The organism is Paenibacillus sp. MDV22-iso6, from assembly GCF_058408365.1.
In genome coordinates, this window is sequence record NZ_JBZVDZ010000013.1 from 116,700 (window position 1) to 133,704 (window position 17,005).

Annotated in this window: 11 protein-coding genes; 1 reads left to right on the forward strand and 10 read right to left on the reverse strand. The window is 45.6% G+C overall.

The window, feature by feature from the left end; genetic code table 11:
- Positions 1-314: 314 nt before the first annotated feature.
- Positions 315-1,232: an AraC family transcriptional regulator gene (locus tag AC4PM4_RS27970; protein WP_491615063.1), complete on the reverse strand. Its 918-nt coding sequence runs from the start codon at positions 1,230-1,232 to the stop codon at positions 315-317.
- A gap of 436 nt (positions 1,233-1,668) precedes the next feature.
- A complete protein-coding gene (locus tag AC4PM4_RS27975; RefSeq protein WP_063568070.1) occupies positions 1,669-4,830 on the reverse strand; it encodes a copper amine oxidase N-terminal domain-containing protein in 3,162 nt (1,053 codons plus the stop codon).
- Positions 4,831-5,117: 287 nt separating this feature from the next.
- Between AC4PM4_RS27975 and AC4PM4_RS27980 the strand changes: the two genes are divergently transcribed.
- Positions 5,118-6,083 carry a hypothetical protein gene (locus AC4PM4_RS27980; protein ID WP_491615064.1) on the forward strand — a complete coding sequence of 322 codons (966 nt, stop codon included), beginning with the start codon at positions 5,118-5,120 and terminating at the stop codon, positions 6,081-6,083.
- 136 nt (positions 6,084-6,219) lie between these two features.
- Here AC4PM4_RS27980 and AC4PM4_RS27985 read toward each other — a convergent pair whose 3' ends face one another.
- The 8 genes from AC4PM4_RS27985 to purH form a co-directional block, all read right to left on the reverse strand.
- A complete protein-coding gene (locus AC4PM4_RS27985; protein ID WP_491615066.1) occupies positions 6,220-6,822 on the reverse strand; it encodes a GNAT family N-acetyltransferase in 603 nt (200 codons plus the stop codon).
- A complete protein-coding gene (ilvA, locus tag AC4PM4_RS27990) occupies positions 6,822-8,114 on the reverse strand; it encodes a threonine ammonia-lyase IlvA (RefSeq protein WP_063568068.1) in 1,293 nt (430 codons plus the stop codon). The genes AC4PM4_RS27985 and ilvA overlap by 1 nt, the downstream gene beginning before the upstream one ends.
- 352 nt (positions 8,115-8,466) lie before the next feature.
- On the reverse strand, positions 8,467-9,072 hold the full coding sequence (locus AC4PM4_RS27995) for an alpha/beta hydrolase (RefSeq protein ID WP_491615079.1): 606 nt from the start codon (positions 9,070-9,072) through the stop codon (positions 8,467-8,469).
- A gap of 14 nt (positions 9,073-9,086) precedes the next feature.
- On the reverse strand, positions 9,087-10,037 hold the full coding sequence (locus AC4PM4_RS28000; RefSeq protein ID WP_491615067.1) for a ring-cleaving dioxygenase: 951 nt from the start codon (positions 10,035-10,037) through the stop codon (positions 9,087-9,089).
- 310 nt (positions 10,038-10,347) lie between these two features.
- Positions 10,348-11,436: a hemolysin family protein gene (locus AC4PM4_RS28005; protein WP_491615068.1), complete on the reverse strand. Its 1,089-nt coding sequence runs from the start codon at positions 11,434-11,436 to the stop codon at positions 10,348-10,350.
- A gap of 268 nt (positions 11,437-11,704) precedes the next feature.
- Positions 11,705-13,042 carry a hemolysin family protein gene (locus AC4PM4_RS28010; RefSeq protein WP_491615069.1) on the reverse strand — a complete coding sequence of 446 codons (1,338 nt, stop codon included), beginning with the start codon at positions 13,040-13,042 and terminating at the stop codon, positions 11,705-11,707.
- Positions 13,043-13,766: 724 nt separating this feature from the next.
- Entirely contained in the window at positions 13,767-15,032 is a 1,266-nt protein-coding gene (gene purD, locus AC4PM4_RS28015; protein WP_491615070.1) for a phosphoribosylamine--glycine ligase, read from the reverse strand.
- A 130-nt stretch (positions 15,033-15,162) separates the two neighbouring features.
- Positions 15,163-16,710 carry a bifunctional phosphoribosylaminoimidazolecarboxamide formyltransferase/IMP cyclohydrolase gene (gene purH / locus AC4PM4_RS28020; protein WP_090811736.1) on the reverse strand — a complete coding sequence of 516 codons (1,548 nt, stop codon included), beginning with the start codon at positions 16,708-16,710 and terminating at the stop codon, positions 15,163-15,165.
- Positions 16,711-17,005 lie beyond the last annotated feature (295 nt).

Genomic DNA, 17,005 nt, shown 5'->3' on the forward strand with positions numbered 1-17,005 from the left:
TTGGTGCCCTTTGTGGGCAGCAGCATTGGGTATATCCCAGTTATGTGGTGTGCGAAGATTAAAGTACGAACGAAGTACGACATTTGGTGATGAGATAGAATATCGAGTTTCAAAAAAGGGGCCATTATGGCCCCTAGCCAGCTGTTGAGAAGTTCTCGACAGCTATTTTTTATTTTCAGACCGTTCAGGTAAACCCCATAATGCTTTTTATCTAGCATAGGTAAAGATAATCACTTACCATAACTCATAAGTAACCTTATATTATGGCCAGTAGCTCGTTTGAAACTGAATCCATATCCGAAAGGATGACCTTGTCATACTTCATATAGATGATCCACAGGGCCCGTAGAGTCTTTCTCCATTTTGAGCTGAATGCGATGCTTGATTTCCTTGCCCGGAGTCTCTCCGAACTCTCGCTTATACATGCGGATAAAGTAGTTCACTTCCATACCAACTGTCTCCGCAGCCTCTCTTACACTTGCTTGTGGGTGCTTGTCCAACCATTCGGACGCCTTCTGCAAACGCAATCGCTGCATGTACTGGTGTCCCGTTATCCCATGCCTCTGGTGAAATAATCGGTTCAGGTGCTGCACCGAATAACCAACGGCTTCAGCTACATGCTTCAGCAGCAGATCATCCTGGTAGTGCGTTTGCATCAGTGACACAGCTCGGGTGAATGCTTCATTTGCCGATTCCGACACGCGCTCAGAACGTGTTAATGATCCACTCCGTGCTACTCGCTCCCCTGTCTCCTCACGCAGAGGGAGAATGGACCGGGACAGGTCCAGAACAAGCTGGTAGATGACCGCTGAGCTGTTCCACATTTCAGTCATCCCATTGTCCAGCGAGTGCCAGATGTCCGTAACACGTGACCAAAACTGTTCAAATTCCGACAAGCGCCATGGCCTCATCGGCAGCAGTCCCGCCGACCGAAGCACCGCCCCCGCCGCCTCTCCACCAATGCCGATGTATCCAAGCTCCCCATGTGTTTTGGAATGCGGAATGTACTCATGGGCCACCCCAGGCTCCATCACGAACAGTTCACCCGCCGACACTGTCCACACTCCTTCACCCGGAACTTTCAATTCCCCTTTGCCGCTGCGTAACAAAAAAAGCTGATACACCGGAAATCCATCCGGTCTAAATTGAACTTTCTCTTCTTGTGTTCCCACACAATACAGATACAGAGGCAACCGGGAATCCGGCAGGCCGGTCAAGCGAAATGCAAGCATCCCATCAGTCCTTTCGGATCATGCTCTTCTTTCTCCTATTATCCATCGGTTGCCCCGTTGCAGCAAAGGCCAAAGGAACCTTTTTGGTAACAGGATTTTATAGTGCAGTATATTTGATTCAGAGAATTCACTACATTAGCAGAACAACCTTTGAGATTAAGAAAAACTCCCCTTCACTTTTGGAAAGGGAGCCTGAGTTGTTAACATAACTGAAAGATAAGATTGTTGGTTCTTGGAGTGGCCGTTCCGGTTACGGATCGTTCTTTCGATCGCTGTTGTCTCCAAATTTTTTTTGATTCAACCTCTATAAGGTTTAAATTCGGAGACAAAAGCGAGCGCTACCGCTTCTTCAGAATCGATTCCGTCCCCTCCACTACTTCTGGAGCTCATCAAAAAGAACTAACTCAACTTATTCAACGTTAAACTTTCTCTATTATTATGAAGATGGTGTATCTCCAGCAGTTGCTGGTGTATTGTTGCTCCCTTGGTCTGTACCCGTAGGAGCTACCGGAATTGGAAATGTAGCTACTTCTGAATTGTTTTTATACTTCGTAATATCACTAGCCACAGAAACTACCAGAACTTTGTATTCTCCCGCTTCAAAAACTGAACCGTCTGAATCATTGGAGGAAACTCCAATATTCACAGTTGCTGTTCTTGGGTTACTACCAATATTCACTCTTTCTAAAGCTGTTCCAGTATCACCTGAACCACTCTTAGCTTTAACAACGTACACATCATAACGAGAAATTCCTGTTTCATTACCTGGCTTGGTGAAACTTACACTAATCGAAGTATCGGTTGCCGTTGCCTTCACATCTGCTACCTTCTCTACAAATGTTGGTGACTGTTTTTTAGCATTAATTCTGAAAGTAGCTGAATCTATGTTTGATTCACGTTTGCTGTCGGAGGATTCTGATAAAATGTAAGCCGTGTACGACTTGCCCGGTACAATAGGTTGGCCGTTGATATCATTCAGTGCATTCGGAAGTATGGAATAGCCCCCTGTCGTGTCCACTGACTTGATCACGTTAGAATTGTTTTCTTTTGCAATAGCTTTCGCCAAATTAAGATTAAATCCGCTTCCAGTCGGGGCAATCATTACAACATAACGACTGATCCCTACTTTTGAAGCTGGTTCCGTATATCTCAAAGTCACATCCGTTGCATCGCCAGCAGCTTGCTCTTCATTTTTAACTTCTACATCAGTGATTTTAACTTTTCCAACGGCACTTGTTACAGACAATTTAATATCAGCATACGCCGTGGACAGCACATTGGAAGAGTTGCTGGTATTGCTTACTGCAAGCACAAATATACGATAGTTCTCATCATTGCGAATATCTGTACCATCTGTTGCTTTTACATCCTTTAAAGTCAAAGTATAATTTCCGCTTCCGCTAGCTTTATTTACAACCTTAAAGTTTGAGTTCCGATTTGCTTCTGCCAAATCGAACCCACCCAAATTCGCCGTTTTGACTGCGAAAACACGGTAATGATAAACATTCGTCTCATTAGACGATCTATTAAATGTCACCTGCAAATCACTACCGTCTCCATTATCTCCGATGTCCGCTGCATTCACGTAGGTCGGAGCGGCCACAGTCGAGTTCTGTACTAGCGTAATTTGTGAAGAATAAGATGACAATGCATTCTGGCTGGAATTGCCGCTATTGCTTACCGACAGGACGAACACACGATAAGAAACACCATTAGAGATTCGAGATCCATTAGTATCTACCGCGCTGCTCGGAAGAGTAAATGACTGATTTCCACCCGTTTTGCTCACCTGATAATAATTGTTCGATGCGTTAGCCGTGCTCAGTGTGAAGCTGCCTGCATAAGCAGAACGTACCACATATACCCGATACGCTGAAACGTTAGTTTCATCCGAAGCTCTATTAAACGAAACCTTCAGGTCACGTCCATCGTTGTAGTCACTCACATCAGCCACACCGATGTTGCTTGCAACTCCAGCATTACTATTCGTTGTCAGTCTCAGCAGCGTTGACGAGGAAGACAACGCATTGGTATATCCATTCTGCTGGTTGCCTACAGCCATAACATAGATCCGGTAGTCTTGCAGATTTGTTACGTTATAACCACTTGTGTCCTTCATGGAGGATGGCAGTGTTGTTGTAATATTGTTGCCTGTTTTGTTCACGTTATAGTACAAGCTGGAAGACAGATTGCTCGCCGTAGTCAGATTAAAGCTGCTGGATACCGAGTTCCGCACTACGAAAATTCGATAATTAGCAACTTTGGATTCATCGGATGAACGGTTGAAGCTCACTTGAATGTCACGACCGTCTCCATAATCCGAATTGTCTTTCACTTGCGTGATAACAGGAGCTGTTGCAGTATTTACGCCCAGCGTGAGCGAAGAGGATACTGTGGACAGTTTATTGTCTGCTGTTGCCGCATTCGAGCTCACGGATACAATGTAGACGACATAGGATGTGCCGTTTTTGATCAATTCCCCGGATGTATCACGCGTCGAGGAACTGAGCTGGGTTTTGACCGCTGTGCTGTTACCTTTGTAAATAATGGTTGAATTAGAGCTAGACACATTGTTGGCCGTAGTCAGGTTGAATGAAGAAGCGTCTTTCGCCTTGACTACAAAGGCACGGTAATACGTAATATTAGATGTTGTACTCGGCTGTGTGAAGTTAATTTCCAGATCACGTCCATCGCCATAGTCACTGATATCTGCAATCCGCAGACCTGTCACAGGTTGAACCGTCGTTTTCACATTGTTTAATTTCAAAGACTGGGAAGACCAGGCCAACAGATTTTTGTAGCTGTTGTTGCTATTTCCCACCGTGAGTACATATAAACGGTATGTTTCATTAGAATTCAACAGATCCCCGTTCACGTCTCGGGTCTGTGCATTAAGTGTCAGTCTAGGGTTACTACCATTTGGAGTAACGGATGTATAGTTCGAAGCAGGCACAGCCGATGCCGCAGACTCAGTAAAGCTGTTCACATCACGTGTTTTTACCAGCATAATCCGATATGCCGACACAGCCTTCTCGGACGTCGGACGTGTGAAGCTTACGGTCAGATCTCGACCATCCCCATTGCTTCCGGACACAGCACCGTAAATGTTCCATGCTGCATATTGCGTCTCATCCACAGGAGGAGTGGACGTTGTTTTGATATCTACTCGCTGATTGCGGGAATTCCAGAATACTTTCTCTCCAAAAGCTTCACTGACAAAACGAATTGGAACCATTGTGTTTCCCTTGATGGTATTTGCAGGTACATCTAGCGCTACCGCTTCTCCGTTGATGTAAGCCGTTTTGGAACCCAGTTTCAGCGATACTTCCTGATCTCCCCGGTTAGCAGTGATCGTTTTGGTTTTATTGGTGTACTTTACAGTGGCATCCAAGCCTTCGAAAATGGAGCGTAATGGAACCAGTACACGTCCACCTTTCATGACAGGGGCCTGTGCAGAGGATAACTCCGCATCGTTAATATAAATACTGATTCTTGCAGCTGCATCCATAACTGACGTTGGTAGTGCAGACATTAACATGGCCGATACGGCCAGTGCTGACATCACCTTTTTCACTTGACGTCCTCCCGCTTTCTTCATATCCAATATCCCCATTCTCTTCATTGTTTAAGTTAAATTGTGATCGTTTTTGAATTTCATTTTATTCCTGTAATTTCCTGTGCATATCTAAGACGTATGAACATCAGTAAAAGTTTCCAATCCCACAAAAAATATTTTCGCAGAAATGTCCTTGCACCATCTACCCTCCAAAGGTTAAAAATAACAGAAGAATTTGTCATTATTCCGCAACAACATCCTTCCCAAATTCGTTTAATGTATAGTGAATAACAACCTTTTATTTTTAAAATTACGGGAGGTTCACACAGATGACATCATCGTATTTATATGGACAATGCAAAAGGGTACGATTCTACATCACAGTCCTTACCATTGCTGCAATTTTTACAGGAACCGCAGCTACATCTGGAGCTGCTACTGCCGCTCCTTCAAGCCCGGATACCAAAGTAACCACCAGCAGTTCAACCGCCATATATAAAACATTTCAGTCCATGCTCAAAAAAAAGAACGGCTTACCCGCCGCTGACACCTTTCTGGAATCCAATATCAAAAAAGTAACAAAACATCATGCCACCCTGATGGTGCTTCAATTGGAGAATGCACGCCTGAAGACTCTAACCTCCATGACGGACCGCTTGCTCGTTCCTAACGTTCAGGACAAGATGCTCAAGGCATACCAAACGAACGACAGCTTCACCAAACTCATGGAGCGTACCCAGGATTCCGATCTGCGTGCACTGTTAAAAGAAGCCCGTGACAGCGGTTATCGCCTCGTCATGCTCGAAGGCTCCCTCTATCCCATTATGAATTATGCGGCACTCGTGAAATATACCTCTGATATTACAGAGGATATTTCAAGATACATCATCATCATGATGAAGGAAACGAAAAACTTGCCTGCGGATGACGGAGCTCTGGTCATTGGCTATCAGGAAATTCTCCTTCGAGCACTCAGCCAGGAAAGATTCTTGGAGCTGCATCCGAAATCGAATCGGGCCAAGCAGGTGCAGGATCTGTTGAACAGTTATACCCTGTATACCTTTTATGGGCTGAACAATACACCGCTCTTTGATTATGAAACGAACAAAATGGTTGCGAACGCCCAGAGAGGATACAACGGCGTCTTGCAGCGTCTTGCATCCGTCGATAGTGAATTCCTCACCAAGCTGGATGCCTTTATGGATGTGGTTAAGGAAGCAAAGTATGAGAATACAGCTGCGGTGAAGAAATGGTTAGAACAGAATGTTCCGACCGGGGCGGATGCCGGCTATTAAATAATTCATGATATTAATTACCTAAAGCACATAATGAACACAAAGAAAACCGACATAGGCTTCGCTCCCATGTCGGTTTTCTTTGGATTCTATTGATGAATTGAATCTCTATACCAGGCTAACTCAGATTCAAGAACTACAGAATTGGCTTGACCATATGGTTATACTCATGTCCACCAATGACAATTACTTCATCCTTGATATAGCCCTGGCGTTCGTACAACATTAAGGCACGACCATTGTCACGTTCAACAATGAGGGACACCTGGGAGTGTCCAAGTTCCCTCCCCTGCTGCTCAAAAGCAGCCATCAATGCCTTGCCGATACCCTGTCCCTGATACGCTTCGCTTACGGATAGAGTATCTAGATAATACTCCCCGGGACGGGTTTCTTTGACCAACGTATATTTCTCATCTGTACTCCGACCAGGCCGATCCAGTATTGGCTGATCCAGAAGATCTGCTTCACCGCCATCATACGCTACCAGTATTCCAGCGACCTGTTCGTTCTGCTCCATTACCGTTATATTGCGATAACTGATCCGATTGTCTTCCTGTACGTAAAATTGCTGCAATATCTGCATCGCTTTCTCATGCTCACCTTCACCCGCCAGAGCATAGGCAATATCACCAATCGCCTGATAAAGCAGAGGAATGACTTGTGCCACATCTTCTTTGCGAGCAGGTCTCAACAGAGGCTGCGCCTCACTACGGTCCGACTTCACATTGGAATGATTCATCAGATTAACATGTTGAACAGATTGAGATTTTTGTTCAGCTCGGTATACGCGAGACCTTTACGATTCATACGTTCAATCAGCGGCTGGTAATCTTCCTTGTACATCAACTCGATGCCCACCAAGGCAGGTCCATTTTCCTTATCATGCTTCTTCGTATATTCAAAACGGGCAATGTCGTCATTAGGTCCCAATACTTCCACAAGGAATTCACGCAAAGCTCCCGCACGTTGTGGGAAATTGACCATGAAATAATATTTCAAACCTTCGTAGATCAACGAACGTTCTTTGATTTCCTGCATCCGATCGATATCATTGTTGCCGCCGCTGATCACACAGACAACCGTCTTACCCGCAATTTGTTCGCGATACTGCTCCAGTGCAGCAACCGCTAGAGAACCGGCAGGCTCCACAACGATAGCATTTTCATTATATAGCTCCAAAATGGTGGTGCAGGCTTTGCCCTCAGGCACCTTCACAATGTCATCCAACGTTTCACTACAGATGTCGAAGGTCAGGTCACCAACACGTTTCACCGCAGCACCATCCACGAATTTATCAATATCATCCAACGTGACAACCTGCTTACGGAACATGGCCTCACTCATGGAAGCCGCGCCAAGTGGTTCTACGCCAATGATACGTGTTTCCGGGCTAACCGTCTTCATGTAGGTTCCAACGCCAGCAGCCAGACCGCCGCCACCAATTGTGACGAATACATAATCCGCTTTTTCATCCAGACTCTCCATGATTTCCATCGCCACCGTACCATTACCTGCAATGATCTTCGGCTGGTCGAACGGATGGATAAACGTCATACCCTGTTCATTACACGCACGCATAGCTTCTTCATAAGCATCGTCATACGTATCACCTGTCAGCACAACTTCAACATTATCTCCACCAAATCGACGTACCTGTTTCACCTTCTGGTTAGGAGTTGTGCTTGGCATGAAGATTTTCCCGTGAATGCTAAGCGCGTTACAGGAAAAAGCAACTCCCTGCGCATGGTTACCCGCGCTCGCGCAGACAATGCCTTTCTCCAGTTCAGCTGGAGTCAGACTACGAATCATGTTGTATGCTCCACGAATTTTAAACGAACGGACCACCTGTAGATCTTCCCGTTTAAGATACACATTACAGTTATATTTGGCCGACAATACAGCATCCCGCTGCAACGGTGTTCTTACAATGACTTCACGCAGCACATGATGTGCGCGCACGATATCTTCCATGCCAACACCGGTACGGCCGGGATTGGCAGTTCCCGTTGGTTCTTGTTCCACTGGTTTCATCTCTTATCCACACTCCGCTTATCTTGGTTGGCAATGCAAGCATTGCTTTTTCTTTTTATTGTATCACTTTTGTTCTGTTCTTGCGCCTGAGCTCGCATCATTTACCATTCGCAAACAAACCGCATCTAATTGAAAATCATTATCAATTACTTGATTATAGATTATTCCATACTTTAGGACAAGGCGTAACGTCGCTCTGATTCATTGAAAAGTGGATCGTTGAAATTGCACGAGTAGCATGCTGCTCGGTTCCTTAAACCGTATAAACGGCAAAAAAGGGGTATCCCCGTCATTTTCATGACCTATGGGACATCCCTTTTAAAAGAAGTATTTAAAGCAACTAGTCAAATTTTTAAGCCTGAGTCTTAAACCACGCCTCAGCAGCTTCCGCCTCGGTACGAGTCAACTGATGTCCCTGACGCTCCCAGTGCATGTGCACGGCTGCACCTGCTCCACTAAGCAGTGAAGCGAGTTCATCCGTTTCTCGTTTCGGCACAATTGGATCGTTCTCTCCTGCTCCGATGAATACAGGCAGCCCCTTCAGTTCTGGCAATTGCAGACCGCGAAGCGGTACCATTGGATGGTGCAGAATCGCTCCTTTAAAAACATCAGCCTGATGGAAAATCAGACTTGCTGCGATGTTTGCTCCGTTGGAATAGCCCAGTGCGAAGACATTGGCACGATCAAAGCCATACTCCAAAGCAGCTGCATCCACAAATGAACCCAATTCCGCTGTCCGTGCAATGAGATCTTCTTCGTCAAACACCCCTTCCGCCAAACGGCGGAAGAAACGGGGCATTCCATTTTCGGATACATTACCACGCACACCCAGAATACCTGCTCCTGGCGCGATCATCTCGGCCAGACCTATCAGATCGTTCTCCGTTCCACCTGTCCCGTGCAGCAACAAAAGGGTGGGTGCCTCTGGCTGAGAACCTGCTTTATAAATATGTTTCATTGCATTGGTAGTAGTCATGATTTGGACTCTCCTTTCCATTCACGTACTTGAATAGGTGGCAGCAGCTGTTCAATCTGCTCACGCTGTGGTTCATACCAATCAGGCAGCATTAGCTTTTGGCCCATGCTCTCCTGTGGTTCATCCCGTGCAAATCCTGGAGGATCAGTAGCCAGTTCAAACAGTATACCTCCTGGTTCCCGGAAATACACAGCGTTGAAGTACTGACGGTCAATGACCTGAGTTGGATGATATCCGGCTTTTTGAAGCTCCTGCTGCATTTGTTCGTGCTCGACATAATCTTTTGCACGCCATGCGATATGGTGAACCGTCCCTGCTCCGCCAATTCCCCGCTGGATTCCAGTCGATTGAATGTCGATCAGTTGACCGATGTCACCACTCGCCTGCAGACGAATGATTCCATCCTCTTCTCCTACCTGCTCCAGACCGAGCATCGTTGTCAGCACATCCGTTGTTTTGTCAGGTACATGGCTGAATAACACAGCTCCACCAAAACCTTTGATGGCATGTTCAGACTGCACACCGTTGAATGCCCACTGACTTGGCTGGCCTCCATCACGCTCGACCAATTCGAGCAAGAGACCCCCTTTATCGAAGAAGCGAATGTACTGCTCGCCAAATCTTGTTTTATTTTCAAATGGAATATCGAAGGATGTCAGACGTTCTTTCCAGAATGGCAGACTGCCCACCGGAATCGCATATACAGTTACGCCAGTCTGTCCTGCACCGATAACTCCTCTTCTGGCATTCTGCTGCGGGAAGAAGGTGATAATAGTACCCGGTGCCCCATCCTCATTGCCATAATACAGATGGTACACATCCGGTGCATCAAAGTTAATCGTTTTTTTCACCAGTCTCAGTGCCAATACACCTGCATAAAAATCAACATTTTTCTGTGCATCATCTACAAAAGCCGTAACGTGATGGATTCCTGAAGTTCTGAACATAATCTCCACTCCCTTGGTTTTATTTGTATCGTTGTTTTATTTGTATCGTTGTTATACTTAGCAGTTTGTTATGCAACACTTTTTGTTATTTATCTTTAAATTAAGATTCTTTAAATTTATATTAATCCATTGGGACTAAATAAGCAAGCTTTTGTTTTAAAGTTAAGATATATGCTTTTTAACCTGCTGAATTCCGCCTGAGTATACTGAGATCGACAAAAAAACAGGCCCCGATCACTCGGAAACCTGTTTTCCTTAAATCTTATTCAATTGCTTGCCACCACACAACATCAATCCTTGAAACTTCGTATTACGCTTTAGTTAATTTTAATCGCTTAGGCGGTTGAACCAGATCTTTGCCATCATACTCATCCTTGATATCCCCAACAATTTCTTCAAGAATATCCTCCATCGTAACCAGACCAACTGTTTCCCCTTCTGCATTATGCACTGATGCGATATGGGAACGACTTTGCTGCATCTGGACCAAGACATCCTTAATCGGCGATAACTCCGAAAATTTCAACATGTCGTGTACAAACGTATCCATGTTGAAAGCCCGGCCTGCGGCAACACTCGTAAGCATTTCCTTTGTATGAATAAATCCAACGAAGTGATCCTGATTTCCTTTTTCGATCACCGGGAAACGTGTATATTCATGCTGCTTTAGAACCTCGATCATACGATCCAGCGGCATTTCTTTGTCCAGCGTAACGATTTTCTCTTTGCGGATCATAATCTCCTGAAGCAAACGCTCATCAAAAGCAAAAATGTTTTTGAGGTAGTCCAGCTCTGTCTGATTAATTTCTCCACTCTCGTAACTCTGCGCCATAATCAGCTTCAGTTCCTCTTCGGAGTGAACCGTATCGTGACCGGCAGGTTTTATACCAAAGATTCCAAGCAATAGACGTGCAGCCCCATTCAGGGCGTAGATGAACGGATTCATGATCTTACCAAACCAATACAGCGGTGGTGCGAGCAATAGTGTCATCTTCTCTGCAAACTGGATCGCCAGTGTTTTCGGTGCCAATTCACCGATAACCACATGCAGGAACGTAATGATTGCCAAGGCAATCCCGTACGAAAGTACCGTAGACAACGCCGCTGGGACTTCCAATCGCTCAAACAGCGGATGCAGCATTTTCTCAACAGTGGGTTCACCCAACGCACCCAATACCAGTGCTGTGATCGTGATACCCAATTGACACGCAGATAGATAATAATCCAGATTGTGAGCCACTTTTTTGGCCAACACCGCTTTTTTGTTCCCTTCCAAGATCAGCTGATCTATTCGGGACATCCGTACTTTCAGAATTGCAAATTCCGCTCCAACGAAAAAGGCGGTCAGTCCTATAAATACGGCTACTAAAAATAAGTTTAAGGCTATTATTCCGTCCAATGATTTCCCTCAATATGAGGGATTCACCTCCAAGTAAAATTTATATTAAGGTTGCACGAGTGACGTTCCGGTGACGGCTCGTTCTTCCGATCGCCATTGCCTCCAAATTCCCCTAATTGTTGTTTTCAAAGGTTTAAAATTGGTTTGCAAACGCGAACGCTACGCTTCTTCAGAATCGATTCCGTCCCCTACACTGCTACTTTAAATTCTGAGGGCAGTAGCCAAATGGGCAGTCATACCCTAGATTACAGTCATGATCGAACCAACATCACGCCAGGTCACTGGAAGATTCCTCGACCTGAGCACCGTTTACACGTTCAAGCAGCACCTGCTTAATGTGAAAATTTTCTGCGTCCACAACGGTCCAGACATAATCACCGTGTTCTACCGTATCGCCTTGTTCCACACCGACACCCTTCTGGAATTGAATCCATCCGGCCACGGTATCCATTTCTTCGTTGCCTTCAAAGACAATCCCAAACTGCCGCTCCAACTCATCCAGCAACACCCGGCCGTTAATGAGATATTGGTTCTCTCCGGTTACCTGAATGTCAGCAACTTCATCAGCATCGAACTCATCACGAATCTCGCCGACAAGCTCCTCCAGAATATCCTCCATTGTAATGATTCCCGAAGTACCTCCGTATTCATCCACGACCACAGCCATGTGCACGCGTTCCTGCTGCATCTTGATCATCGCATCCTGGATACTTGTAACTTCAGAAACGAAAGGAATCTCCCGAACAAAATCGATAAGTTGGTGCTCCCTAAGGGCAACCATGTCAGGCAAAATCTTTTTCACATTCACTACACCGACAATTCGGTCCTTGTCCCCATCCTCGATGACGGGATAACGTGAATAATTATGCTCATCCAATATCGGAATGATATCGTCGTAAGTCATATTCTGATTCAGCGTCACAAACTCTGTCCTCGGAACCATGATGTCTTTGGCATCACGCTCATCGAACACGAATACGTTTTCCAGATACGAAAGCTTGGTCTTGTTGTTCTCGTCTCCTTCATAACTCTGGTTCATGATGATTTTGATCTCATCCTCCGAGTAGGCCTGTTCATGTCCGGCAGGCTTCACGCCAAATGCCCTAAGAAGCACGCGGGATGCACCATTCAGCGCCCAAATGAAGGGATACATAATTTTTCCGAACCAATATAGCGGCGGCGAGAGCAACAGCATCAATTTTTCCGAAAATTGAATCGCCATCGTTTTGGGAGCCATCTCCCCAACCACAACGTGCAGGAACGTGACAAGGATAAAGGCAATCGCATAGGAAGCAACCGCCGATATGGAAGCTGATACGTCCAGATAATTAAATACCGGGTATAACAACCTTTCAACGGTTGGCTTACCGAGCGCTCCCAATCCAAGGGCAGTTACGGTAATACCGAGCTGACAGGCTGACAGATAATAATCGAGGTCCGAGACTACTTTTTTGGCCAATATGGCTTTTTTATTCCCCTCGGCAACCAGTTGATCCACTCTTGATGTACGAATCTTAACCACAGCGAACTCAGATGCAACGAAAAATGCGGTCAACGCAATCAAGATAATGAGTAATACAATATTTAATATGGTGATTATGTCCAATGATTTCCCCGCTTCTCAGGGATTCACCTCCAGAGATAGTTACAGCGTCATCGGTTAACTTCGTTAACCATTCAACAGCTGATTGACGTTCAATATGGCGTATGCCTTATATGAAATCGAAAAGATAAAGTGTGTATAGGTTGTACTTTGACCTTGTAAAATTGCAAAACAGGAATTCAGGATGAAGTCAATCACTTATAGAAACTACTTCACTAAAAACAGGGTTCCCCCTCATGCTGTCATTGTTTCTCGATTTACTCCACCAAAATTCTCCATTTGGACAGTTTACAATATCGCCTTCCCAATAGATATCCACCTCCCCTCTTATTCATTCCTGTTTCAGAAAAGTATAACATGTTCTACGCCAAACCATCCAGTTGCACGTTATGGTTTGGAATATAGATTATAAAATGAGTTCACAAAATAAACTTTTATGTATGTGGTCTTTCTCGCATCTACAGTTCATTTTATGTGATATGGTTCACATAATTAGTATAGACCAGTTTATAGAAATGCTACCCTTTACTTTAGTCGATTAAACCTGCTACAGGCCTTTATTTACAGCCATTCTTCTTTGCCGTATCCGGACTGCGACACGTCCAGCAATTACACCATAATCATGTATACGTTGAAAAGGACCCGCGGGATGCAAACACCTTTTTCGGTGTACATCTTTACGGGCCCTTAGGTTTCACTTTATCAAGTTACAATTAATTAGAATTAGTTATACCAACGCTTTGGCAGCAATATCAGAACGTTGATGTTTATCGTCAAAATGGATACGTTCCGCTTGAGCGTAGGCTTTGTTTCTAGCTTCGGCAATATCAGAACCAAGACCCACAACGCCTAGAATTCGTCCACCATTGGTGACCCATTCTCCAGATTCATTGCGTGATGTTCCAGCATGGAATACCACTGCTTCATCGACTTGATCCAGTCCTTCAATAACTACACCTTTTGCATACGGACCAGGATAACCTCCAGACGCAAGCACCACACATACAGCGGCTTCGTCGCTCCATTCAATCTCGATATCCGCCAATTTCCCGTGCACGGTTGCCCAGAAAATATCGAACAGATCACTCTTCAGACGCGGCAACACAACCTGCGTCTCAGGATCACCGAAACGAGCATTGAACTCAATCGTTTTGGGTTTACCATCTGGTGAAATCATCAGCCCGGCAAACAATACACCTTGGAACGGGCGCCCTTCGGATACCATCGCTTTGGCTGTTGGTTTGATAATCGTCTCTACCGCTTCTTCAATAATGGAGACTGGAATGTGTGGCAATGGTGAGTACGTACCCATTCCGCCCGTGTTTGGCCCCTGATCATTGTCGAATACCGGTTTGTGATCTTGTGCAGCAGCCATCGGACGAACGGTCTCCCCATCGACAAAAGCCAAAATCGACATTTCCTGACCTGCCAGGAATTCTTCGATGATAACTTTGGCTCCTGCTTCACCAAATACTTTGTCCACCATAATGCTGCGGAGTGCCTGGTCAGCATCATCACGGGAATAGGCTACAGTAACACCTTTTCCAGCCGCCAACCCATCGGCCTTGATTACCACAGGGATGGACTGCTCATTCAGATAAGCCTGCGCTTGTTCGTAATTGTCGAATTTTTCATAGGCTGCAGTCGGAATATTGTATTTGTGCAGTAAGTCTTTCATAAACGTTTTGCTGCCCTCAATCTCTGCTGCATTGCGGCGTGGTCCAAATACCGGAATACCTGTTTTATCAAAAGCGTCCACAATGCCGTCTGCGAGCGGATCGTCTGGCCCAATAACAACCAATCCCACGTTAAGCTCCACGGCGAGTGCCGTCAGTTTATCGAATTCATTTACCGCAATCGGATGACACTCGGCGAGCTGCGCAATGCCCGCATTTCCTGGAGCACAATGAATCTTGCCTGCCTTCGGGCTTTTCGCCAGTGCCCATATGATTGCGTGTTCCCGACCACCGCCGCCCACTACCAGAATATCCATTAGCGTTGTTCCCCCTCCGTGTATAACTGGTTTTGTAATACTATTACGTGTTGAAATATCCTAAAAAAGAAGGGGTGTACCATAAGTCATAAGCATGACAGGCGACACCCCTTATTAAACCTTTTTCGCTCTAGTGTTTGAAGTGACGAACGCCAGTGAAGACCATGGCAATGCCGTATTCATTCGCTACTTTGATGGACTCTTCGTCCTTGATCGAACCACCTGGTTGAATAACGGCTGTAACTCCAGCTTTGGCTGCAAGTTCCAGTGTATCGCCCATTGGGAAGAACGCATCGGATGCCAGAATGGCTCCCTTGGCTAGTTCTCCAGCTTGTTCAATAGCAATCTTGGCTGCGCCGACACGGTTCATTTGCCCTGCGCCGACACCTACAGTCATGTCGTTTGCTGCAAGCACGATTGCATTGGATTTCACATGCTTAACCACTTTCCAGCCAAACAACAGCTGTTTCAGTTCTTCTTCGGATGGTGCACGATCTGTAACTACCTTGAGCTCGCTTGCTTCAATAGAATGCACATCACTTTGTTGCACAATCATACCGCCGTCGATGGAGGTAACTACGAACTTACTCTCCCGATTACGGGCAGCGTTCAGTTCACCCGTTTTGAGCAAACGAATATTTTTCTTTTTGGTCAGGATGTCGAGTGCCTCTTGTGTAAAGTCAGGAGCCAGTACGATTTCCAGGAAAATTTCACTCAGTTTAGCCGCTGTATCGCTATCGATAATGCGGTTGGCTGCCACGATTCCACCAAAGATAGAGGTTGGATCAGCCGCATAAGCTTTGCCATAAGCCTCGTAGATGCTTTCGCCAATACCTACGCCGCAAGGATTCATATGTTTAACCGCCACAACTGCCGGTTCTTCAAATTCTTTGACAATCTGCAAAGCTGCGTTCGCATCGTTGATATTATTGTAGGACAACTCTTTGCCATGCAATTGCTCGGCTGTTGTCAACGTATCTTGGGCTGCCAAAGGTTTGCGATAGAATGCCGCCTGCTGATGTGGATTTTCGCCGTAGCGCAAATCCTGGAGTTTTTCGTAAGTAACCGTCAGACGCTCTGGCAGTGGATCACCGTTCAGGTTGGAGAGATAATCGGAAATAACTGCATCGTATGCCGCTGTATGGCGGAACACTTTTGCCGCAAGCCGTTTGCGTGTCTCGAGTGTGGTGTCCCCATTGCTGCGGACCTCTTCAAGCACCTTGCCATAATCTGCTGTGTCTACAACGACACTAACATAAGCATGGTTTTTGGCAGCAGAACGAAGCATGGTTGGACCACCAATATCGATGTTCTCGATTGCGTCCTCATACGTTACGTCCGGTTTGGCGATGGTGTCCTGGAACGGATACAGGTTTACAACAACGAGGTCGATATAATCCAGTCCATTCTCTTCCATCTGGCGCTTGTGCTCTTCGCTGTCACGTACAGCCAATAAACCACCATGCACTGCTGGATGTAATGTTTTAACACGTCCGTCCATAATCTCCGGGAATCCGGTCACATCCGAAATTCCGATGACAGGTACGCCTTCCTTCGACAACAGACTGCTTGTACCTCCTGTCGAAATAATCTCCACACCCATTTGCGACAGCTCGCGGCAAAAGTCCACGATGCCTGTTTTATCCCATACGCTGACCAGCGCTCTTTTGATACTCACAATATGCTCCTCCTTTAATGTCCCATGGCTTCGCGTTTCATGGCGAAACACAACCGATTTATTTCCCGAGAAATATCACAAAATGCGTACCAATTTTCGACTTCTGTTATACAAGTTGAACCAAGATGTTTACACGGGACACTCCGATGACAGAACAACCCTCCAATCGCTGTTATCCCCATATTTTTTGATTCCCTTTTCTTAAAGGGAAAATCCGGTGATAAAGCGTATGCTTCCGATGCAGCTTTCTTTCAGAAAGCTTTTAGGCGAACGCTTCGCTTCTTCAGGTTTTTTC